This is a genomic window from Agrobacterium sp. CG160-95 (assembly GCF_053521725.1).
In genome coordinates this window covers 563,537-583,970 of record NZ_JBNWDU010000003.1, presented here as the reverse complement: position 1 = coordinate 583,970, position 20,434 = coordinate 563,537, and the positions used below count along the sequence as shown (strand labels likewise).

The 20,434-nt window shown below is 59.0% G+C and carries 17 protein-coding genes; 10 read left to right on the top strand and 7 right to left on the bottom strand.

The features are described from left to right. The first annotated feature begins 22 nt into the window (after positions 1-22). Positions 23-793 (top strand): glutamine amidotransferase, encoded by a 771-nt coding sequence (locus ACQZ63_RS13990; RefSeq protein ID WP_003518260.1) that lies wholly within the window; start codon positions 23-25, stop codon positions 791-793. A 31-nt stretch (positions 794-824) separates the two neighbouring features. Here ACQZ63_RS13990 and ACQZ63_RS13985 read toward each other — a convergent pair whose 3' ends face one another. Continuing rightward, a complete protein-coding gene (locus tag ACQZ63_RS13985) occupies positions 825-1,721 on the bottom strand; it encodes a ribokinase (protein ID WP_013762216.1) in 897 nt (298 codons plus the stop codon). A 24-nt stretch (positions 1,722-1,745) separates the two neighbouring features. Between ACQZ63_RS13985 and ACQZ63_RS13980 the strand changes: the two genes are divergently transcribed. The 9 genes from ACQZ63_RS13980 to nadE all read left to right on the top strand — a co-directional run bounded on the left by ACQZ63_RS13980 (position 1,746) and on the right by nadE (position 13,941). Continuing rightward, entirely contained in the window at positions 1,746-2,588 is an 843-nt protein-coding gene (locus tag ACQZ63_RS13980) for a BtpA/SgcQ family protein (protein ID WP_038494808.1), read from the top strand. A gap of 20 nt (positions 2,589-2,608) precedes the next feature. Continuing rightward, a complete protein-coding gene (locus tag ACQZ63_RS13975) occupies positions 2,609-3,865 on the top strand; it encodes a Zn-dependent hydrolase (protein WP_111802296.1) in 1,257 nt (418 codons plus the stop codon). Positions 3,866-4,127: 262 nt separating this feature from the next. Further along, entirely contained in the window at positions 4,128-4,685 is a 558-nt protein-coding gene (locus ACQZ63_RS13970) for a fasciclin domain-containing protein (RefSeq protein WP_003518253.1), read from the top strand. 338 nt (positions 4,686-5,023) lie between these two features. Beyond that, positions 5,024-7,813, top strand: coding sequence for a bifunctional aconitate hydratase 2/2-methylisocitrate dehydratase (locus tag ACQZ63_RS13965; RefSeq protein ID WP_019566858.1), 2,790 nt, complete (start codon positions 5,024-5,026; stop codon positions 7,811-7,813). A 467-nt stretch (positions 7,814-8,280) separates the two neighbouring features. Beyond that, positions 8,281-9,183, top strand: a complete 903-nt coding sequence (locus ACQZ63_RS13960) for a hypothetical protein (RefSeq protein WP_233285234.1) — start codon at positions 8,281-8,283, stop codon at positions 9,181-9,183. Further along, positions 9,183-11,135: an asparagine synthase (glutamine-hydrolyzing) gene (asnB, locus tag ACQZ63_RS13955; protein ID WP_038494812.1), complete on the top strand. Its 1,953-nt coding sequence runs from the start codon at positions 9,183-9,185 to the stop codon at positions 11,133-11,135. The genes ACQZ63_RS13960 and asnB overlap by 1 nt, the downstream gene beginning before the upstream one ends. Beyond that, a complete protein-coding gene (locus ACQZ63_RS13950; RefSeq protein WP_003518245.1) occupies positions 11,132-11,395 on the top strand; it encodes an acyl carrier protein in 264 nt (87 codons plus the stop codon). Before asnB ends, ACQZ63_RS13950 begins: the two co-directional genes overlap by 4 nt. An 18-nt stretch (positions 11,396-11,413) precedes the next feature. Then, entirely contained in the window at positions 11,414-12,946 is a 1,533-nt protein-coding gene (locus tag ACQZ63_RS13945) for a class I adenylate-forming enzyme family protein (RefSeq protein WP_038494815.1), read from the top strand. Beyond that, a complete protein-coding gene (nadE, locus tag ACQZ63_RS13940; RefSeq protein WP_038494818.1) occupies positions 12,943-13,941 on the top strand; it encodes an NAD(+) synthase in 999 nt (332 codons plus the stop codon). Before ACQZ63_RS13945 ends, nadE begins: the two co-directional genes overlap by 4 nt. 164 nt (positions 13,942-14,105) lie before the next feature. Here the strand turns inward: nadE and ACQZ63_RS13935 are convergent, their stop codons facing one another. The 6 genes from ACQZ63_RS13935 to ACQZ63_RS13910 all read right to left on the bottom strand — a co-directional run bounded on the left by ACQZ63_RS13935 (position 14,106) and on the right by ACQZ63_RS13910 (position 20,426). Beyond that, the gene (locus ACQZ63_RS13935) at positions 14,106-14,624 is read right to left on the bottom strand and encodes a hypothetical protein (protein WP_019566862.1); all 519 of its coding nucleotides are present in this window, start codon (positions 14,622-14,624) and stop codon (positions 14,106-14,108) included. 204 nt (positions 14,625-14,828) lie between these two features. Continuing rightward, positions 14,829-15,149, bottom strand: coding sequence for a hypothetical protein (locus ACQZ63_RS13930; RefSeq protein WP_448799284.1), 321 nt, complete (start codon positions 15,147-15,149; stop codon positions 14,829-14,831). Positions 15,150-15,385: 236 nt separating this feature from the next. Beyond that, a complete protein-coding gene (locus ACQZ63_RS13925; RefSeq protein WP_019566864.1) occupies positions 15,386-15,961 on the bottom strand; it encodes a sarcosine oxidase subunit gamma in 576 nt (191 codons plus the stop codon). Next, positions 15,954-18,878 (bottom strand): sarcosine oxidase subunit alpha family protein, encoded by a 2,925-nt coding sequence (locus ACQZ63_RS13920; RefSeq protein ID WP_448799283.1) that lies wholly within the window; start codon positions 18,876-18,878, stop codon positions 15,954-15,956. The genes ACQZ63_RS13925 and ACQZ63_RS13920 overlap by 8 nt, the downstream gene beginning before the upstream one ends. Then, entirely contained in the window at positions 18,875-19,165 is a 291-nt protein-coding gene (locus tag ACQZ63_RS13915) for a sarcosine oxidase subunit delta (protein ID WP_003518230.1), read from the bottom strand. Before ACQZ63_RS13915 ends, ACQZ63_RS13920 begins: the two co-directional genes overlap by 4 nt. A 10-nt stretch (positions 19,166-19,175) precedes the next feature. Next, the gene (locus ACQZ63_RS13910; RefSeq protein WP_448799282.1) at positions 19,176-20,426 is read right to left on the bottom strand and encodes a sarcosine oxidase subunit beta family protein; all 1,251 of its coding nucleotides are present in this window, start codon (positions 20,424-20,426) and stop codon (positions 19,176-19,178) included. Positions 20,427-20,434 lie beyond the last annotated feature (8 nt).

Here is a 20,434-nt window from a genome sequence, read left to right as displayed (position 1 = left end):
ACCTATAGAAATGGAACGAAACATGACAAAGAAAATACTTCTCGTGGGCGAAAGCTGGGTCAGCTCCGCCACTCACTACAAGGGCTTCGACCAATTCGGCAGCGTCACCTTTCACTTGGGCGCGGAACCTCTGGTAAAGGCGCTCGAAGGTAGTGAATACGAGCTGACCTACCTGACGGCGCATGATGCTGTCGAGAAACTTCCCTTCGATATGGCGGGGCTGGATGCGTATGACGCGATCATCCTCTCTGACATCGGTGCCAATTCGCTGCTTTTGCCGCCTGCGGTTTGGCTGCACTCGAAAACCGTTCCAAACCGTCTGAAGCTTCTCAAGGCATGGGTCGAAAAGGGTGGCGGCCTGCTGATGGTTGGCGGATATTTCTCGTTCCAGGGTATCGATGGCAAGGCCCGGTGGCGTCGCACCCCCGTGGAAGATACGCTTCCCGTGACCTGCCTGCCATGGGATGACCGCGTTGAAATTCCAGAAGGATCGACGGCCGACATTCTGATGCCGGATCATCCCACCGTTGCAGGTCTTTCCGGCGAATGGCCGCTTCTCCTCGGTGTCAATGAGGTAGAGGTGCGCGAGCGCGCGGATGTGGACGTGGTCGCCCGCCTGCCTGCCGAGCAGGGCGGTCATCCGCTTCTGGTCACCGGCGTTTTTGGCCAGGGTCGGACAGCGGCGTGGACATCCGACATTGGTCCGCACTGGCTCTCTCCCGCCTTCTGCGAATGGCAGGGCTACGGCCGTTTGTGGAAAAACATTCTGGGCTGGCTGACAGAAGCTCGCTGAGCGCGGCGGCATGTATCGGTGGAGAGGATCGTCAGTTGGACAAAATATCCGCGAGCTCAAGGATATCGGGAAAGGCTGAAAGCGTGCCCCGACGACTGACGGTCAGCGCAGATGCCTTTGCGCCATGCCTCAACGCCCGTTCATCCACACTGACGTTTCTCAACGCGGCGGAGGCCAGCGTGACGGCCATGAAGCAATCGCCAGCACCCGTCGTATCGACAACGCCAGTTTTTTCGGCGGGCACGGTCAGGCATTGGTTTGTCGTGCCCAGCATCGAACCCTCGCCGCCAAGGGTGAGGATGACCTGGCGGACACCGGCTGAAATGAGCAATTTTATCGCTGTCGAGCCGGTATCCCCGGTCAGGGCGGCCGCTTCGCCGCGGTTGAGGAAAGCGATGTCCGTGAGCGGCCAGAGACTTTCAAACCAGGGTTGGAGAGGTGAAGGATTGAATGCGGTGATCATTCCCGTTGCCTTTGCCTGCGACAGTGCGAGACGGGTGGTTGTTTCACCCAGATTGCCTTGCACGACGAGAAGGTCGCCGGGGCTGGCTGTACCAAGGGTTCCGGCCACGTCTTCCGGGGTCAGGGATTGTGCGCAGGCAGTGGTCGTTACGATGCTGTTTTCACCATCGGGCGTATTGAAGATGATGGAGAGATCGCTGGTCTGCCCATCCATGCCAATGAGGTCGGCGGTCAGAGGTTCGGTTGCAAGGCGGGCGCGGATGGTCGCAGACCTGTCATCTGTACCTACAGCAGCAGTCAATGTGGTATCGAGCCCGCATCGAGCCATGACAATGGCTTGATTGCAGCCTTTTCCGCCAAGATCGCGGAAGGCCTGCCGGCCGAAAATCGAAGCCCCGGCTTCCGGCAGGGCGGAAACGGAATAGGTTTCGTCGAGCGCGATATTGCCGATGACGAAGGCACGCATGAAAAACTTTCGAGAGGACAAGGCATGCAGATCATATCCGACAATAGGGCGAACGCCATCCAGGAAATCTTTGGTCGTGACAAGGCCTTGATCGGCATGGTGCATTGCCCACCGTTTCCCGGAGCACCGAGGTATCGTGGCGCGGCCATGGATGCCATCTACGACGTCTGCATGCGCGATGCCGAGGCTTTGATCGAAGGCGGTATGCATGGTCTTCTCGTTGAAAACCATGGCGATATTCCCTTTTCCAAGCCGGAGGATATCGGTCATGAGACAGCTGCCTTCATGAGCGTGGTGACTGACCGGGTCGCGCGGGCGACTGGCGTGCCGCTCGGTATCAACGTGCTTGCCAATGCGCCGATCCCGGCTTTCGCCATTGCCATGGCGGGCGGAGCGAAATTCATCCGCGTCAACCAGTGGGCCAATGCCTATGTCGCCAACGAGGGTTTCATGGAAGGGCGTGCGGCGGAAGCGATGCGTTATCGATCCCTGCTCAGGGCCGAGCACATAAAGGTTTTCGCCGACAGCCACGTTAAGCATGGCGCGCATGCGATCACGGGTGATCGTAGCATCGATGAGCTGACCCGCGACCTTGCTTTCTTTGATGCGGATGCGGTGATCGCTACTGGCCAGCGAACCGGTAACAGCGCAACGATGGCGGAAATCGAAGAGATCGGGCAGGCCACACATCTTCCGCTTCTGGTCGGTTCTGGTGTTGGGGAAGCCAATATCGTTGAAATCCTGAAGCGCACCAGCGGTGTCATCGTCGCTTCGTCGCTAAAACAGGGCGGTGTCTGGTGGAACCCTGTCGAGCCTGCCCGTGTGCGATCGTTTGTTGAGGCGGCGCAGCCAGGGCTTTCGGGTTGAGGGCAAACGGGGAAATGATGATGACGCAAACTCTTTCGATCAACGGGCAGCGACTTATCGATCGACTCGACCGGTTTGCGCAAATAGGCGCGACGGCAAAGGGTGGCGTAAACCGCCAGGCCTTGACCGGCCTCGACCGGCAGGCGCGGCAATTGCTGACGGAGCTAGCGCTGCAGCGCGGCTTCAAAGTCTTTCAGGACCCGATTGCCAATCTGTTCATTCGCCGCGAGGGGCGCAACCCGGATCTGTCGCCGCTGCTTATCGGAAGTCATCTCGACAGTCAGCCCACAGGCGGTCGTTTTGACGGTGCGCTCGGCACGCTCGCAGCTTTTGAGGTTCTGGAAACACTCGAGGATTGCGGGGTGGAAACCGAGCGGCCGGTGGAGGTCGTATCGTTCACGAATGAAGAGGGCTGCCGCTTCGCGCCGGGCTGCATGGGCTCCATGGCTTTTGCCGCCGGTTCAATTCCAAGCGCCTGGGAGACCATGCGCGCGACTGACGGTGCGCTTTTCGCAGATGAACTCTCCGCCACGCTGGAAAGTCTCCCGGTTGCCGCGATGCGGCCTCTGGGCACGCCGGTTTTCGCTTATCTCGAGGTCCATATCGAGCAAGGCCCTTCATTGGAAAAAGAGGGCTTACCGATCGGCATCGTCACCGGCATACAGGGAACGCGCTGGCTGGAGGTGATTATCGAAGGGCAGACCGCCCACGCTGGAACAACGGCGCTGCAATATCGGCATGACCCCATGCAAGCCACGGCCAACGCGCTTGCTGAACTCTATCGCGACATCATGCCGGCCGATCCGGCCGCGCGTTTCACGATTGGCCGAATGGCCCTTGAACCCGGCGCGGTGAACGCGATCCCGGCAACGGTGCGCTTCACGATCGATTTTAGACACCCTTCGCTGACAACAATCGGCGTCATGGAGCAGACAATCCGCATGGCGATCCAGCAGGCAGCGGCGGACACAGGCTGCTCGGCGACTATTTCCCAGATTTTCGACATGCCGCCGGCAAGTTTTCCGGATGAATTACTTGCCGTATTGGATCAGGCCGCACAAGAGCGGGGCTTTGCAACAAAGAGAATGCTCTCCGGCGCATTCCACGATGCGCTTTTTATGAACCGCGTCGCGCCATCGGCCATGATTTTCGTACCCTGCCGGGATGGTCTCAGTCACAATGAGGCTGAATATGTGGAGCAGGAGCATAGTATTGCGGGTGGCAACATGCTCTTGGCTTCGCTTCTCCAGCTGCTAGCGCCGACGGCAGCGTTGTAAATCGAATGTTTGCGGGGAGCTTTCGCCCCTTGTTAGGGTTGCTCCGTTTGCAGATCACTGCGCGCTGGCCGATCGCGAGTGTAATTCGGTTGACAAAAAGCCGAAATGAATCAGCGCTGTAGCAAGCGATCGTATGAAACTGCCTTTTGCTTGAAACTTTCCTCCTGTCGCTCTCGTCACTTGTGCTGTTCCCCGAGACGGGAACGATAGGCCTTCAGAGGCGCGCTTCCGCGCCGAGGCGATTAGGGAAGAGGAATATTCAATGTTCAAGTCCGCAATCCGTACGCTCGCCCTTGCGACGGCAATCTCGACTCTTGCTTCGGGTGCCTTTGCTGAAAATCCAAAGGTCGGCGGTGCAGCAATGTACGAAAACAAGAACATCATCGAGAATGCCGTCAACTCGAAGGATCACACCACGCTGGTCGCGGCCGTCAAGGCTGCCGGTCTCGTAGAAACCCTTCAGGGCAAGGGACCGTTCACGGTCTTTGCTCCGACCAATGAGGCCTTTGCCAAATTGCCGAAGGGTACAGTCGAAACTCTGCTGAAGCCGGAAAACAAGGCGCAGCTGACCAAGATCCTGACCTGTCATGTCGTGGCGGCCGATGCCATGTCCAGCGCCATCGAGAAGATGATCAAGGATGACAACGGCACCCATGATGTGAAGACGGTCGGCGGCTGCATCCTCAAGGCGAAGGAAAGCATGGGCAAGATTACCCTGACCGACGAAGCGGGTGGTGTTGCGCATGTGACGATCGCCGACGTCAAGCAGTCGAACGGCGTCATTCATGTCATCGACAAGGTTCTGCTTCCGAAGATGTGATTGCTCTTATCTTCTGCATGCCTGATCCGGCCACCTCCTCGGTGGCCGGATTTTTTTGTGCTCGACGTTGCTTCTATCGGTGACGCAATGGTTTGCCGGCATCGCGTACGGCAGGCCGCGGGGAGGAATGCCGGGCGCATCCCTGAGGGCACGACGGCAGACGGCATGCCTGCCCGCATGTTCTCCTGTCCCGTTATCGAAAACAGAAACAGAGTGCGCTATCTTGCCTTCCGGCCCTGGTTGACGTACTCGAAATCGATAGGACCCTGGGCCGATTAACAATAGTGTTTCGTGGCGCTGCGTTTCGGCGCCATACACCTCATGACGTTGGGATTGCGATGAACCTTTACTTGGATTACCTGGCTGAGATCGAAAGCAGAAAAACTCAAGGGCTCGCTCCCAAGCCGATCGACGATGGCGGATTAACCGGCGAAATCATTGCCTTGATCAGGGATACCGGTAGCGAATATCGCGCGGATGCCCTCAAATTCTTCATTTACAACACCTTGCCAGGCACCACGAGCGCTGCCGGCGTCAAGGCCGCCTTTCTGAAGCAGATCATTCTGGGCGAAACTGTCGTTCCGGAGATCACGCCCACTTTCGCCCTCGAACTGCTGTCGCATATGAAGGGTGGCCCCTCCATCGAAGCGCTGCTCGACATCGCCCTTGGTGATGATGCCGGGCTTGCCCAGCAGGCAGGCGAAGTGCTGAAGACGCAGGTCTTCCTCTATGACGCTGACATGTTCCGGCTACGTGATGCCTTCAAGGCGGGCAATACCGTCGCGAAGGGCGTTCTTGAGAGCTATGCCAAGGCTGAGTTCTTCACCAAGCTTCCCGATGTCGAGGATGAGATCAAGGTCGTGACCTTCATCGCCGCCGAAGGCGATATTTCGACCGATCTTCTGTCCCCGGGCAACCAGGCGCATTCGCGCTCCGACCGGCAGCTGCACGGCCAGTGTATGATCACGCCGGAAGCGCAGGCGGAAATCGTCGCGCTGCAGAAGCAGCATCCCGACAAGCGGGTGATGATGATCGCCGAAAAGGGCACGATGGGCGTCGGCTCGTCGCGCATGTCGGGCGTCAACAACGTGGCGCTGTGGACCGGCAAGCAGGCCAGCCCCTATGTGCCCTTCGTCAACTTCGCCCCGATCGTTGCTGGCACCAACGGCATTTCGCCGATCTTCGCCACCACTGTCGATGTGACGGGCGGCATCGGCATCAACCTGAAGAACTGGGTGAAGAAACTCGGCGAAGACGGCAAGCCTATCCTCAACAATGACGGCAATCCGGTTCTGGAGCAGAAATATTCGGTTGAGACCGGCACCGTTTTGAAGATCGACGCCAAGAACTACAAGCTTCGTGACGAGAACGGCACGGAACTGGTCGATCTCTCATCCTCCTTCACACCGCAGAAGATGGAATTCATGAAGGCAGGCAGCTCCTATGCCATCGTCTTCGGCAAGAAGCTCCAGACGTTTGCGGCTGAAACGCTTGGCGTCGAGGCCACCCCGGTCTTTGCGCCCAACAAGGAAATTTCAATCGAAGGCCAGGGCCTCACGGCCGTCGAGAAAATCTTCAACCGCAATGCCGTTGGCGTCACGCCCGGCAAGGTGCTGCATGCCGGCTCCGACGTGCGCGTGAAGGTCAACATCGTCGGCTCGCAGGACACGACCGGTCTGATGACGGCGCAGGAACTTGAGGCGATGGCGGCGACCGTCATTTCGCCGCTGGTGGATGGTGCGTACCAGTCGGGTTGCCACACGGCCTCCGTCTGGGACAAGAAGGCGCAGGCGAACATTCCGAAGCTCATGTCCTTCATGAACAACTTCGGCGTCATCACTGCCCGCGACCCCAAGGGCGTCTATCATTCGATGACGGACGTGATCCACAAGGTGCTGAACGACATCACCGTGGACGACTGGGCGATCATCATCGGCGGCGACAGCCACACCCGCATGTCCAAGGGCGTGGCCTTCGGTGCCGACTCTGGCACTGTGGCGCTGGCACTGGCGACGGGCGAGGCGACCATGCCGATCCCGCAATCCGTCAAGGTCACCTTTAAGGGCAAGATGCAGCCGCATATGGACTTCCGCGATGTTGTCCATGCGACGCAGGCGCAGATGCTGAAGCAGCATGGCGACAACGTTTTCCAGGGCCGCATCATCGAAGTCCATATCGGCACGCTGCTCGCTGACCAGGCCTTCACCTTTACCGACTGGACGGCCGAGATGAAGGCCAAGGCGTCGATCTGTATCTCTGAAGACGAGACGCTGATCGAGTCGCTGGAAATCGCCAAGTCGCGTATCCAGATCATGATCGACAAGGGCATGGATAATGCCGCCCAGACACTGAAGGGCCTGATCGCCAAGGCAGATCAGCGTATTGCCGAAATCCGCTCGGGCGAAAAGCCCGCTCTGGCCCCTGACGACAATGCGAAATATTTCGCTGAAGTCGTCGTGGATCTGGACGTGATCGACGAACCGATGATCGCCGACCCCGACGTCAACAACACCGATGTCTCCCGGCGCTACACCCATGACACGATCCGTCCGGTGTCCTATTACGGCGGCACCAAGAAGGTCGATCTGGGCTTCGTCGGTTCGTGCATGGTGCATAAGGGCGACATAAAGATCGTCGCCCAGATGCTGAAGAACATCGAGAAGGCCGAAGGCAAGGTCGAGTTCAAGGCGCCGCTCGTGGTCGCGGCACCGACCTATAACATCATCGACGAGCTGAAGGCGGAAGGGGATTGGGAAATCCTGCAGAAGTATTCCGGCTTCGAGTTCGATGATCTCAAGCCGAAGACTGCCAACCGGACGGAATACGAGAACATCCTCTATCTGGAGCGCCCGGGCTGCAACCTTTGCATGGGCAACCAGGAGAAGGCGGAGAAGGGTGATACTGTTCTGGCAACCTCGACCCGTCTCTTCCAGGGCCGCGTTGTTGAGGACACCGCCGAGAAGAAGGGTGAATCGCTGCTGGCCTCGACCCCTGTCGTGGTACTGTCGGCAATCCTTGGCCGCACACCGAGCGCTGAGGAATACAAGGCCGCCGTGGTAGGTATCGATCTGACCAAGTTCGCACCGCCGAAAGCTGCGCCAATCGATTCCCTGTCTGTCCAATACTAAAGTATTTCCGGACGTAGGACTTTTACGTCCGGAAAAACGTTTGAAACCAAAGATATAGAGCGCGTCCACCGAATTCAGTTGAAACCGGACGCGCTCTAGGGTTGAAATTACCCGTCAAATTCTTTGCAAAACGCCACAATCACGCGAAAAAACGCCGGCACATAACTTCTGATTAATACGCCTGCGGCAGAATAGGAATGATAATTACTTTCGATTAAATATCTATCCGGCAAGAAGCGGCGAGTATGTCTGAAATACGCTCATTTATTGCGGACGATCTCGTGTCCGTGGCTGACATGTTTCACCGTTTTTTGCGGAAGAAAGATGGGGCCGCGACAGATGATCTGACCTCATATTTGCGCGCCGTCTTTCTCGAAAATTCAAATATAAATCCGGATATTCACTCCAAGGTCTATGTGCGCGACGATGGCCGCGTGTCTGGATTTCTGGGCGTTTTGCCCGTGGCAATGGAACTTAATGGCCGGAACATACAGGCCGCTGTCTGCTCTTCCTTTGTCGCTGAAGACCGTGAGACCGATCCCTTTGCCGGAGCGCGTTTGCTGCGCGAAGTTTTGGGTGGACCTCAGGAGCTGACATTCGGGGAGACGATCAACGACGTTTCCGCCGATATGTGGAAGACGATGCGCGGCCAGCTGCTCGCCTCCTACAGTCTCGATTGGCTGCGGATTTTACGCCCGGCTTCATTCGGGCTGGAAATAGCCGCTGATCGTTTCTCCAGCACTTTCCGCGCGCTGACGCCGTTCAGCAAGATCATCGACCGCACCATTTCGGCGCGTGGCCATGGGCGAGCATTATCCTATTACGCATCACATCCGGACAAGGTGGACAGCTTTACCGACGACGACGCGAGCGATACCGAATTCGCGCGTCTGGCACGCGAACTCGTCGGCCACTTTCCGCTCCATCCCGTTTGGACCGAGGAAAGCCTGTTGCACATGCTCCAACACGCCAAACGCAAACGTCTGCACGGCGAACCAGTCCAGCGGATTGTGAGGGCCCGCGGCGGCAGGGCGGTGGGGCTTTTTCTTTACCACGGCAATCCAACGGGCATCGGCCGGACGCTGCAGATCATGGCCGTGCCCGGGCAGGAGCAGATCGTGATCGACCGGCTGATCCGCAATGCCTATGATCGTGGTCTCGCGGCCATCAGAGGTCGCACCCAGCCGGCACTGCTGCGGGCGATGCTCGGTAAGAAATGCACGTTTCTGCATGCGTCATCCACCATCGTGCATTCGCGCAATGCGGACCTCCTCAAGGCAGCGACGGATGGAACGGCATTTTTTAACGGCTTTTGCGGTGAAAGCTGGACGCGCCTCATCGGTGACAGCTTTGGTCAGGCGGTCGAGTAATGTGCGGAATTGCCGGATTTTATCGACACGACATGCCGGCCGAGCGCGCAAACGAGCGCCTTGCGCTGATGGCGTCGCGTCTTAAGCATCGTGGTCCAGATGCGCATGGAGCCCTGCTGCGCGGCGATGTCGGCCTTGCCCACGCACGGCTGGCGATTGTGGGAATTGCAGATGGCGCGCAGCCGATGCGCACCGTCGAAGACGATCTTGCCATTTCCTTCAACGGTGAAATCTTCAATCACGTCGAACTGCGCGAAACGCTGTCCGCGCGCGGCCACCATTTCCGCACCCACTCCGACACCGAAGTCATCCTGCATGACTATCGCGACAAGGGGCTGGATTGCCTCAACGAATTCAACGGCGATTTTGCCTTCGCCCTGCACGACGCCCGCAACGAAACGCTGGTGCTTGCGCGTGACCGGATGGGTGTCCGGCCGCTTTATTATACGTGGCATGAAGGTACGTTTTATTTCGCATCCGAGATCGGGGCCCTTCTGGCGTTGCCGGGAATGAAGGCCGAGATCGATCCGGTGGCGCTGGATCAGATATTCACCTTCTGGTTCCCGTTGCCGCCGCGCACCGCCTTTCGCGGCATTCACGAATTGCCGCCCGGTCATCTGATGATCCTGCGCGATGGCGCGTCCACGGTACGGCGCTGGTGGCAGCTTTCCTATCCTGACGGCAAGGACATGGCGCCGCCGGCAAGCCTTGGCGCGCAGGTGGAAGAGCTGACGGCGCTTCTGGCCGACGCAACGCGGATCAGGCTTCGCGCCGATGTGCCTGTCGGCTCCTATCTGTCCGGCGGGCTCGATTCCTCCCTCGTTTCTGCCCTGGCTGCGCAAAGCGTTAGCCGAGGCCTGCGCACATTTTCGCTGGCCTTCGAAAGTGCGGAGCACGACGAAAGTATCTGGCAGAAAACAATGAGCCAGCATCTTGGCGTCGCATCCGAAACCACGGAGTGCTCAACTGCGGACATAGCGCAATACATGCCTGAGGTCATGGAGCACGTGCAGACGCCCATTCTTCGCACAGCACCGGTGCCGCTTTACCTGCTTTCCCGGCATGTGCGCGAACGGGGAATGAAGGTGGTGCTGACCGGTGAAGGTGCTGATGAGCTGTTCGCTGGCTACGATATTTTCCGCGAAGCGCGGGTACGGCGCTTTTGCAGCCGCCAGCCGCAATCTGCTCGCCGGCCGAAACTGTTCCAGCGGCTTTATCCCTACCTTCCGGGACTGAAACAGCAGACGCCGGATTATCTGGCACGCTTCTTCTCCTTCGGCGCAGAAGCCACCGACGAACCGCTGTTTTCCCATCGGCCGCGCTTGCGCTCTACGGCGGCGGCGAAAATCTTCTTTTCAGCGGAATTGAAAGCGCAGCTTGGCGACTACGACGCTGCGGCCGATCTTGCCGCGCAGTTGCCGGAGGATTTCCGCCGCTGGCATCCGCTTCATCAGGCGCAGTACCTCGAGACAGCATTTCTCTTGCCCGGCTATATTCTGTCCAGTCAGGGAGACCGGGTCATGATGGCAAATGGAGTGGAAGGCCGGTTTCCGTTCCTCGATCCCCGTGTGGTGGACTTTGCCGCAGCGCTCCATCCCGAGGCGAAACTGCACGGTCTGAAGGAAAAATATATCCTTAAACAGGCTGCAGCCGAGCTGGTGCCCGATGCGATCTTAAACCGACCCAAGCAGCCCTATCGCGCGCCCGACGCTGAAGCCTTCGCGGATGCCGGCTATCTCGACACCGTACTTTCCACCGGTCAAGTGAGGACCACCGGCCTGTTCCATGCCCAGGCGGTGGAAAAGCTGACAACCAAGGTGCGGCAAAAACAGGCTACCGGCTTTCGCGACAACGCCGCCTTCGTCGGCATACTCTCGACCCAGCTTCTGCATGCTGCCACGACCCAGAATTCCACAATGTCATCGCAAAAAATCGAAGGAAGCTCCAAATGACCAATGAAAGCACCGGCATGAAAGCCGAAATTCGCGGTTTCATCATCGAAAACTTTCTGTTCGGTGACGAAAGCCGGCCGTTTGGCGACGATCTTTCGTTGATCGACAATGACATGGTCGATTCCACGGGAATTCTCGAATTGGTGAGCTTCATCGAGGAACGCTACGGCGTCCGCGTTGCCGACGGCGATATCGTACCGGCCAATCTCGATACGATCGACAACATCGCCGCCTTCATCGGTCGCAAGCAGACCGCCTGAAATTTCGGGAAGCGCCAATTGCGTATCGACCACTACCTGCATCGAAGTGCGGAGCGCCATGCCGGCAAGACGGCGCTGGTGGCCGGTGAGACGCGCCTGAGTTACGGCGAACTCAAGACGATGAGCGAGGCTTTCGCCACTGCTCTGATAGCGCGAGGCGCAAGCCCGGGAGACCGTGTCGTCCTTGTGCTGGACAATGGCTGGCGCAAGGCGGTTGCGGTTTTCGGTTGCTGGATGGCGGGCGCTGTTGCCTGCCCCATCAACCCATCGTCCAAGGCCGCACGCCTTTCGCAAATTCTGGACAGTTGTACGCCCTTTGCGGTGGTTGCCGAGGCCCGGCTGGAAAAGGTCGTTTCGGATGCGGCCGGTTCTTCTCCGTTGTTGCGCATCGTTTCCGGCGCGCCGAACCCGACGGCCGATGGTGTCGATTTTGACGCGATGCTCGAGGAACCGATAGGCGCGCTGCCGCAAAACCTGCTCGATACCGATCTGGCAGTAATCATCTATACATCTGGCTCCACCGGCGAGCCAAAGGGCGTGATGCTGGCGCATGATAACATGGATGCGGCCGTCCGTTCGATTACCTCGTATCTCGGCAATAGGCCGGAAGATATTCTGCTCGGAGTATTGCCGCTTTCGTTCGGATATGGCCTGAACCAGCTGCTTTCCAGCGTTTTCGTCGGCGGTACGCTGGTGATCGAGAAATCCTTCGCCTATCCGCATCTGATTTTCGAGCGTATCCGCGACGAGCGGATCACGGGCTTCGCGCTGGTGCCGACCATGCTGTCCATCATGATGCAGACGCGCGATCTGCCGCCGGCGCTGTTTGAAAGCCTGCGCTACGTCACCGCTGCCGCTGCACCCCTGTCGCCCACCCATAGCGACTGGCTGCGGACCTTTCTGCCGCATGTGCACCTGTTTTGCATGTATGGCCAGACGGAGTGTACCCGTATCAGCTTTCTGCCGCCGGAAGACCTCGACAGGAAACGCGGTTCTGTCGGCATCGCCATTCCGGGCACTGCCATCGCGGTGGTGAACAAGGACGGAGACAGCCTGTTGCCCGGAGAGGTCGGCGAACTCGTGGTCAGCGGGCCGCACGTCATGCGCGGTTATTGGCGCAACGAGGCTGCCACAGCGCGCGCGCTGCGCGTTGATGCCGCAACGGGCCGGACGCGTCTTCACACCGGCGACCTGTTTACCTGCGATGCCGAGGGTTATCTCACCTTCGTTGCCCGCAAGGACGATATCATCAAGTCGCGTGGCGAAAAGGTTGCGCCGCAGGCGGTCGAGGCCGTTCTGCAAGCCATGCCGGGCGTCTCGGACGCATTGGTCGTCGGCGTTGCGCATGAGGTTTTCGGTCAGGCGGTGAAGGCGATCGTGATCGCATCCGACGAGGCGATCACCGCAAAAGACGTCATGCGCTACTGCGCTCTGCACCTCGAAACCCACATGGTGCCAACACTGGTTGAATTTCGCGATTTCCTGCCGACGACGGATACCGGCAAGGTCAGTCGCCGCCTCGCTGCTCAAGATACGGAGAACAATCGATGACGAACAATGCACAGAGCCTGCCTTTCTCGCCGCTTGAACTTGATGCGGCGGCGGAGGTAGAGCGTATCGCGGAAAAAATCCGCCAGTCGCTTCGTTTCAACCTGCGCAAGCGCGGGCTGGTGCTCGGCATTTCCGGCGGTATCGATTCCAGCGTCTGCGCCGCACTTGCCGTTCACGCGCTCGGGGCAGCAAATGTTATTGGCCTGTTCATGCCGGAAAACGATTCCGACCCGGAAAGCCTGCGCTTGGGGCAGGCTTTGGCGACGAAGCTGGGTATGGACTGCGTGCTGGAAGATATCGGCCCTTCGCTTGCCGCCATGGGTTGTTATGAAAGGCGCGATGGCTTCATCCGCGAGGTTGTCCCTGAATACGGGCCGGGCTGGGCCTCCAAGATCGTCTTCGACAACGCCATGAGCACCGGTGCCTATAATATTTCCTCGCTGGTCGTCCGTTCGCCATCGGGCGAAACGCGCAAGGTTCGCCTCTCCGCAAAAGCCTATCTCGGCATCGTTGCGGCGACGAATATGAAGCAGCGCACGCGCAAGCAGTTCGAATATTATCACGCCGACCGCCTGAACTTCGCGGTGCTCGGAACCCCGAACCGGCTGGAGTACGACCAGGGCTTCTTCGTCAAGAACGGCGACGGCGCTGCCGACATCAAGCCGATCGCCCATCTTTACAAATCACAGGTCTATCAACTCGCGGCCCATCTCGGCGTCCCGCAGGAAATCCGCTCCCGCCCGCCGACAACGGATACCTATTCCATGCCGCAGACGCAGGAAGAGTTCTATTTCGCGCTTCCTTACGACAAGATGGATATCTGCCTCTACGGTCTGGAACACGGCATGCCTGCAACCGAGATCGCCACGGCGACCGGGTTGACGGAGGACAATGTCCGTTTCGTCTGGACCGATATCGCCGCCAAGCGAAAGGTTGCGCACTATCTGCACCACGCCCCTATCCATTTCCATGAGGGCGCTCAGGCGAAATCCTGAGATTGTTCCAAGCGGCGCCGGCCTGGGCGATCAGGCCGGCGTATGAAACAAACCTCGATATGAATATGTAGCCGCCCGCCAGCAGAAGAGCTGTGAAAGCGGTATGCGGGCGGCAATTACATTTGTTAGTCAAGGCGTTAGGATTGGCAGTGCTTCGCCACCATTCAGTCCGCTGCGAATTCGCACGCCAACAGGGTCTTGTCGCCAAGTGCCGCACCTTCGCGCGCCACAATGGAGACTTTTCCCGGTCCAGCCAGACCTTCAGGCGGCTGCTGGTCCTGCGGAAGCTGCCGGGCATAACCCTTGCTCGATGTACCCATCAGGTCTGAGGTTTCCGGTTTCAAATCATATTTCGCTGCCAGAGCATCGGCACGCTGGCCCTTGATCAAAACACCGACTGCGCCATTGGCGAAGAAGACTTCGTCACTCTCAAACCCATCGCGGCCGATCTGGTTCGGAAGCTTATAGATAGCCGCGCCCAAAGACGATGTGTCGGCCTTTGCAAGTTTTTCGGCGGCATCATAAATTTCGGTCGCCGATGTCATCGAATAGGGCGGATTGCACAGGGCCGCATCATAGAATGCGGGATCGATTTCGGCAGCCGAAGCGCTACCGGCATGAAGCGCCGTAATGGCTACGGACATTACGACGGTGCCGCGAAGGAAAGGTGTGAATGCAAACATTGGCGTCCCTTGGAATTTGCCTGTCGTCCGTTTGAAGAGATTGCGTCAGGCTTTGCCATTCCTTGGAGCACCATAATTCACGCCCTGTCGATATACGCGAAGCGTTTTCCCCAGCTCGCCAGAACAAAACTCGTCATCCGACCGCAAAGAAAGCGTGGCGAAAGACGGCATTTCCATAGTGGGGATGAAAATGCTCTGTTGTTGCTAGCCCGGCCGATTCAATACAGTTTGGCCGGCTTCGTGTTTGACAATCCGCAGCATGGGCTGCCCGCCCATCTCGGCGGATTCAAACCGGGCAAGAAGGTCGAATGAGGTTACGGCTTCGCCCGCGTTGAAGCATTTTCCGTGGACGGCGAGATGTCCAAGCCCAAATACGGCAAGAAGAGCCTCCGTTTGGTTATCCGACGACGTGTCGAAGAGCAAATTCGCTTGGCCGAAATGCTCGAGACCGGTAGTCCAGGCTCTGGTCGCGCCGTCGTCAAAATAGAGTGTTGCCGAAAAATATTGAACATTGTCGCTTGTCACTACGATAACCTCATATTTCCGCTGCACTAGTCCGGCCGTTTTCACAGGCGGCGATAGCCCATCTAGTCGATTTTTGCGACAATATGATTTGCGCCGTCGTCAGAGCGATTATTCACTGATGGCTCAGAACGGTAACCGTTCGAGATGATCCCGATGCGCCCATGTCAACACGACACAGTTCGCCCGTACACGTCGACGATTGGCAAAAAACGGTCTGGTGGCTTTGCAGTCCCGCTTTATGCGGCAGCGCCAAGAAGTTCCGCCTGACGACGGATCGCAGTCTCGATCACATGCCACAGTGTTTCCGCAGCGGAGCGCATGCCGAGGATGGCAAGGCGGTCCGGCGCGCGCCGGATGACGAAAACGCTCATATGTTCCATGCCTGTGCGCGTGGCGGCCCCTTGCCCGAATACCGAGGGATCGAGGTTCACCAGCTTCTGCATGAGCGCGACAATCGGCGCCTCGCCTGCGTCGCTCTCGATTTCGAAGGCGACGAAGCCATCGGTCTGTTCAGTCACGGAACAGGAAGGGCAAAGGCTCGCGAGTTCTGCGGCGAAATCCGTTTCGGCCCGGTCTGCGGCCTCAATCAGCCATTGGCCCGGCCCCGTCCAAAAAGCTGAAACCGTGCCTTGCTGGACCCATTTTCCGGGACCCGGCAAGGTGAGGTCAAAAGGCACCGGTTCTTTGACGTTGCGGCGCAGGCTGAGCGATGCGAGGGCAAGCCCCGAATTTTCCTCAAGTCGCAGCGTGCCATGGTGGGCGCGCCGCGAAGTTTGCGCGCCGAGTGCGGTTGTCGGCTTCAAATCAGGCACGGAGTCTCTCTCCCTCAGGGTCGATGAAATGGGGCGAGACCACACGCAATTCGACCGACTGTCCCTGCAAGGGGTTGGCCGCGACGACGATCTCTCCGATACGGTTTGCACCATCGGCAAGGAAACCAAGACCGATGCTGAAACCGAGGTTGGGCGAATAGCAGGCGGATGTGATCCAGCCTTGATCGGTCTCGGTATTCTGGCTGGCGCCGCGGGTAAACAGATGTGAACCTGACACCACAGGGTCCGTTGCCGCAAGCGGCTGCAGGCCGACGAGCACCCGGCTTTCGCCGACAAGCCCTTCGCGGCGAGTCATGACGGTACCAATCGCGTCTTTCTTGGCCGAAACCACCCTGCCCATGCCCAGCATCTGCGCCGTCGTCTGGCCGTTCAACTCGTTTCCGGCAGCATGGCCTTTTTCGATACGCATGACACCAAGCGCTTCCGTCCCGTAGGCGGTGGCTCCAAGATCCGCACCGATCTCCATCAGCCGGGACATCAGGGCATTACCGTAACGGGCGGGGACTGCAATCTCGTAAGCAAGTTCCCCTGAAAACGAGATCCGGAACAGCCGTGCTCGCAATCCCGCGCAAACCGTCAGTTCGGCGCAGGCCATGAAGGGAAAGGCTGCGTTGGAAAGGTCGAAACCATCGACAATGCGTTCGATAAGGCGGCGGGCGTTCGGACCGGCGACTGCGAGCTGTGCCCAGGCATCCGTTGCCGAGATCAATTGCACATCCAATTCCGGCCACAGGCATTGGCGGGCGAATTCCATGTGACGATAGACCGGGCCGGCCTGGGCCGTGGTCGTGGTGACGATATAATGATCCTCACGCAGACGGGCACAGGTGCCGTCATCATAGGCGTGGCCGTCTTCCCGCAGCATCAGGCCGTAACGGACCATGCCGACCTTGAGGCTCTTCATTGCATTGCAGTAGAGACGGTCGAGAAATTCAGCCGCATCGGCGCCCTGAACATCCACCTTGCCAAGCGTCGTCACATCGCAGATGCCGACGCCCTTTCGGGTGGCCAGAACCTCGCGGTCGACGGATTGCCGCCAATGGGTCTCCCCGGCTTGAGGGAAATATTGGGCACGCATCCATTGACCGACTTCGACGAAAACGGCGCCATGCGCTTCAGCCCAGGCATGGCTGGGTGTCAGGCGGCGCGGACGGAAATGTGCGCCGGTGTCGCCGCCGCCGAGTACCGCCATCGAAACCGGCGTATAGGGAGGGCGAAAAATCGTCGTACCCGTACCCGGTATCGATTTGCCCGTCAGTTCGGACATGATTGCCAATGCGGTGGCATTCGATGTCTTGCCCTGGTCAGTTGCCATACCAAGCGTTGTCCAGCGCTTGAGATGCTCGATGGGCCGCATGTTTTCCTGATGGGCGAGCTTGATGTCCTTGACCGTGACGTCGTTCTGAAAATCGACCCAGGCGCGCCCTTTCCCCGGCACATGCCACAGGGGCTTGATGCCGATTTGCGTATCCTCGGCCTCCGGCAGGGCTGGCCTGGATGCGGCGATCCCCATTTGCTCCAGAGCCGTTATGGCAGCGGATGCACCGGAGATCAGCGCCGCCCCCGTGCTGCCTTTGCCGGCCGCGGCCCCTGAAACGAGCATATGCGAGGGTACGTCACCGGGCAGGAATGCCTGTAGCCCGTCATCCCATAACGGGCGACCGCGCTGGTGCGATGTAAGATGAACATTGGGGTTCCAGCCCCCGGAGATACCAAGCGCACCGCAATCGATGGTTTCGTCATAGCCATCCTTGCGGACATCGATGGAAACCAACCCCAGCCTGCCTTTGCTGCCGGTAACTGTCGCCCCCGCAATCAGGCGGTATTCCGCAAGCGCCCGCGCATCCGGGCGCGGATCGATGACTGCGGCGATCTCGACACCTTTCGCAGCCAGGTCGACAGCGGTCCGATGGCCGTCATCGTTATTGGTGAAGATTGCGACCCTGCCTGCCGGACTGACTGCCCAGCGATTGGCATAGGCACGCAGCGAACCGGCAAGCATGATCCCCGGCCGGTCGTTATTTTTAAACGGGATATGCCTCTCTGTCGCCCCGGCGGCAAGCACCGTGCGCTTTGCAGTGATGCGCCAGAGGGACTGGCGTACGCCCTTAGGTGCGGCAAGATGGTCGGAAACCCGCTCGACCGCACCGAATATGCCATGGTCGAATGAGCCGAAAACCGTGGTGCGGCGCATGACGCGCAGGTTCGGCAGGGTTGAAAACTCCGCCTCTAGCGTTCCGATCCAGTCGGTTGCAGGGGCGCCGTCGAGCAGGTGGCTCTCTGCAAGCAGGCGACCTCCGAGGCGATTGTCCTCGTCCGCCAGAATAACCTTGGCACCGGCACGCGCCGCGGTCAGGGCAGCAGCCAGACCGGCCGCTCCGGCGCCGATGACCAGCAGATCGCAGTGAAGGAACCCCTTGTCGTAACTGTCGGGGTCCGGTTTCATCGACAGGCTTCCAAGTCCCGCAGCCTTGCGAATGGCGGGCTCATAGAGCTTTTCCCAGAACGCCTTCGGCCACATGAACGTTTTGTAGTAAAAGCCTGCGGTCAGGAAATCGGCAAACAGATCATTGATCGCAAGGGCATCGAAAGACAGGGACGGCCAGCGGTTCTGGCTTTTCGCCTCCAACCCGTCGAACAGTTCGACCGTCGTGGCGCGGGTATTCGGCTCCAGCCGCGATCCCGTGCGCAATTCGACCAGCGCATTCGGCTCTTCTGAGCCGGCAGAGATCACGCCTCTGGGGCGATGATATTTGAAGCTGCGCCCCATCAGGCGGACATCGTTTGCCAGAAGTGCCGAGGCGAGCGTGTCGCCGGGATGCCCCTGATAATTCTTTCCATCGAAGGTGAAATGCAGCACCTTGCTGCGGTCGATCAAGCCGTCCTTCAGTCTCATGCTTCATCTGCCTTCTGACGGAGCGCCACCTCGTTTGCGAGTTCCGCTCCGAGGATTTCATGGGTGACGGTGTTTCGCGTGACCACGAGCCAGCTGCGATCACCCTGTTCGTGAAACCACAGTTCCCGATGCAGGCCGGCGGGATTGTCACGCAGATAGACATAATCGTTGAAGTCTTTCGCAGCGCTCTCGGCCATTCCGTCCGGTCGACGCAACAGGGCGGCATCGCCGAGATAGGTGAATTCCTGAGCGTCGCGCGGCCCGAGCAGTGGGTGAGGGATCAGCATTGTTCAAGCCTCAGTGAAGGTTCGGTTGGGCACCGGCGCCCTTTTCGTCGATGACATAGCCCTTTTCGAACCGGTCGAGCCGGTAGGCCTTGGCCGTATTATGCGGGGTATCCGTGGCCAGCAGGTGCGCGAATGCATAGCCGCTGGCCGGCGTCGCCTTGAAGCCGCCGTAACACCAGCCGGCATTGAGATAGAGGCCCTTCACAGGCGTGTGGTCGATGATCGGTGAACCGTCCATCGACATGTCCATGATGCCACCCCATATGCGCAGCAGGCGCGCCCGGCCGATCATCGGCATCAGCGCCATGCCGCCCTCGGCGACATCTTCGATGACGGGCAGATTGCCGCGCTGGGCATAGGAATTATAGCCGTCGATATCGCCACCGAAGACCAGGCCACCCTTGTCGGACTGGCTGACGTAGAAATGGCCTGCTCCGAAGGTTATGACGCCCGGTATGGTCGGCTTCAGCCCTTCCGAAACGAAGGCTTGCAGCACATGGCTTTCAATAGGCAGACGCATGCCCGCCATGGCCATGACGCGGCCGGTCGATCCCGCCACGGCGACGCCGACCTTTCCGGCACCGATGTAGCCACGGCTGGTTTCCACGCCCTTGATCGTTCCATCCTCGATGCGAAATCCCTGGACTTCGCAGTTCTGGATAAGATCGACCCCTGCCAGATCGGCGCCACGCGCGAAACCCCAGGCAACGCCATCGTGGCGGGCAGTTCCAGCGCGGCGCTGGTAAAGGCCGCCCTTGATCGGAAAGCGTGCATTGTCGAAATTGAGAAACGGGATCATAGCGCGGAGATCGTCTTGCGCCAGCAGTTGCGCGTCCGCACCGGCCAGCAGCATGGCGTTGCCGCGACGGCGGTAGGCATCGCGCTGCGCGTCGGTGTGGAACAGGTTCACAATGCCGCGCTGGCTTACCATCGCATTGAAATTGAATTCCTGTTCAAGCCCTTCCCAGAGTTTCATCGAAAACTCATAGAATGGCTCGTTTCCGGGCAGCAGATAGTTTGAGCGGATGATCGTGGTGTTGCGCCCGATGTTTCCTGATCCCAGCCAGCCTTTTTCCAGAACGGCGATCCGCGACTTGGAGAAGGTCTTGGCTAGATAATAGGCCGTTGCAAGTCCATGACCGCCACCGCCAACAATGATGAAATCGTAATGAGGTTGCGGATCGGGGTTCCGCCACAGTGGGCGCCAGCCCTTGTGGCCGGTCAGGGCCTGTTTGAAAACCTGGAGAGCCGAATAGCGCAAATCTGTGT

Coding starts and splice junctions, on each gene's coding strand:
- ACQZ63_RS13965 (WP_019566858.1), top strand. CDS start 5,024: ATGAACCTTTACTTGGATTACCTGGCTGAGATCGAAAGCAGAAAAACT.
- ACQZ63_RS13975 (WP_111802296.1), top strand. CDS start 2,609: ATGACGCAAACTCTTTCGATCAACGGGCAGCGACTTATCGATCGACTC.
- ACQZ63_RS13960 (WP_233285234.1), top strand. CDS start 8,281: ATGGAACTTAATGGCCGGAACATACAGGCCGCTGTCTGCTCTTCCTTT.
- ACQZ63_RS13920 (WP_448799283.1), bottom strand. CDS start 18,878: ATGAGACTGAAGGACGGCTTGATCGACCGCAGCAAGGTGCTGCATTTC.
- asnB (WP_038494812.1), top strand. CDS start 9,183: ATGTGCGGAATTGCCGGATTTTATCGACACGACATGCCGGCCGAGCGC.
- ACQZ63_RS13935 (WP_019566862.1), bottom strand. CDS start 14,624: ATGTTTGCATTCACACCTTTCCTTCGCGGCACCGTCGTAATGTCCGTA.
- ACQZ63_RS13985 (WP_013762216.1), bottom strand. CDS start 1,721: ATGCGTGCCTTCGTCATCGGCAATATCGCGCTCGACGAAACCTATTCC.
- ACQZ63_RS13980 (WP_038494808.1), top strand. CDS start 1,746: ATGCAGATCATATCCGACAATAGGGCGAACGCCATCCAGGAAATCTTT.
- ACQZ63_RS13950 (WP_003518245.1), top strand. CDS start 11,132: ATGACCAATGAAAGCACCGGCATGAAAGCCGAAATTCGCGGTTTCATC.
- ACQZ63_RS13970 (WP_003518253.1), top strand. CDS start 4,128: ATGTTCAAGTCCGCAATCCGTACGCTCGCCCTTGCGACGGCAATCTCG.
- nadE (WP_038494818.1), top strand. CDS start 12,943: ATGACGAACAATGCACAGAGCCTGCCTTTCTCGCCGCTTGAACTTGAT.
- ACQZ63_RS13990 (WP_003518260.1), top strand. CDS start 23: ATGACAAAGAAAATACTTCTCGTGGGCGAAAGCTGGGTCAGCTCCGCC.
- ACQZ63_RS13915 (WP_003518230.1), bottom strand. CDS start 19,165: ATGCTGATCCCTCACCCACTGCTCGGGCCGCGCGACGCTCAGGAATTC.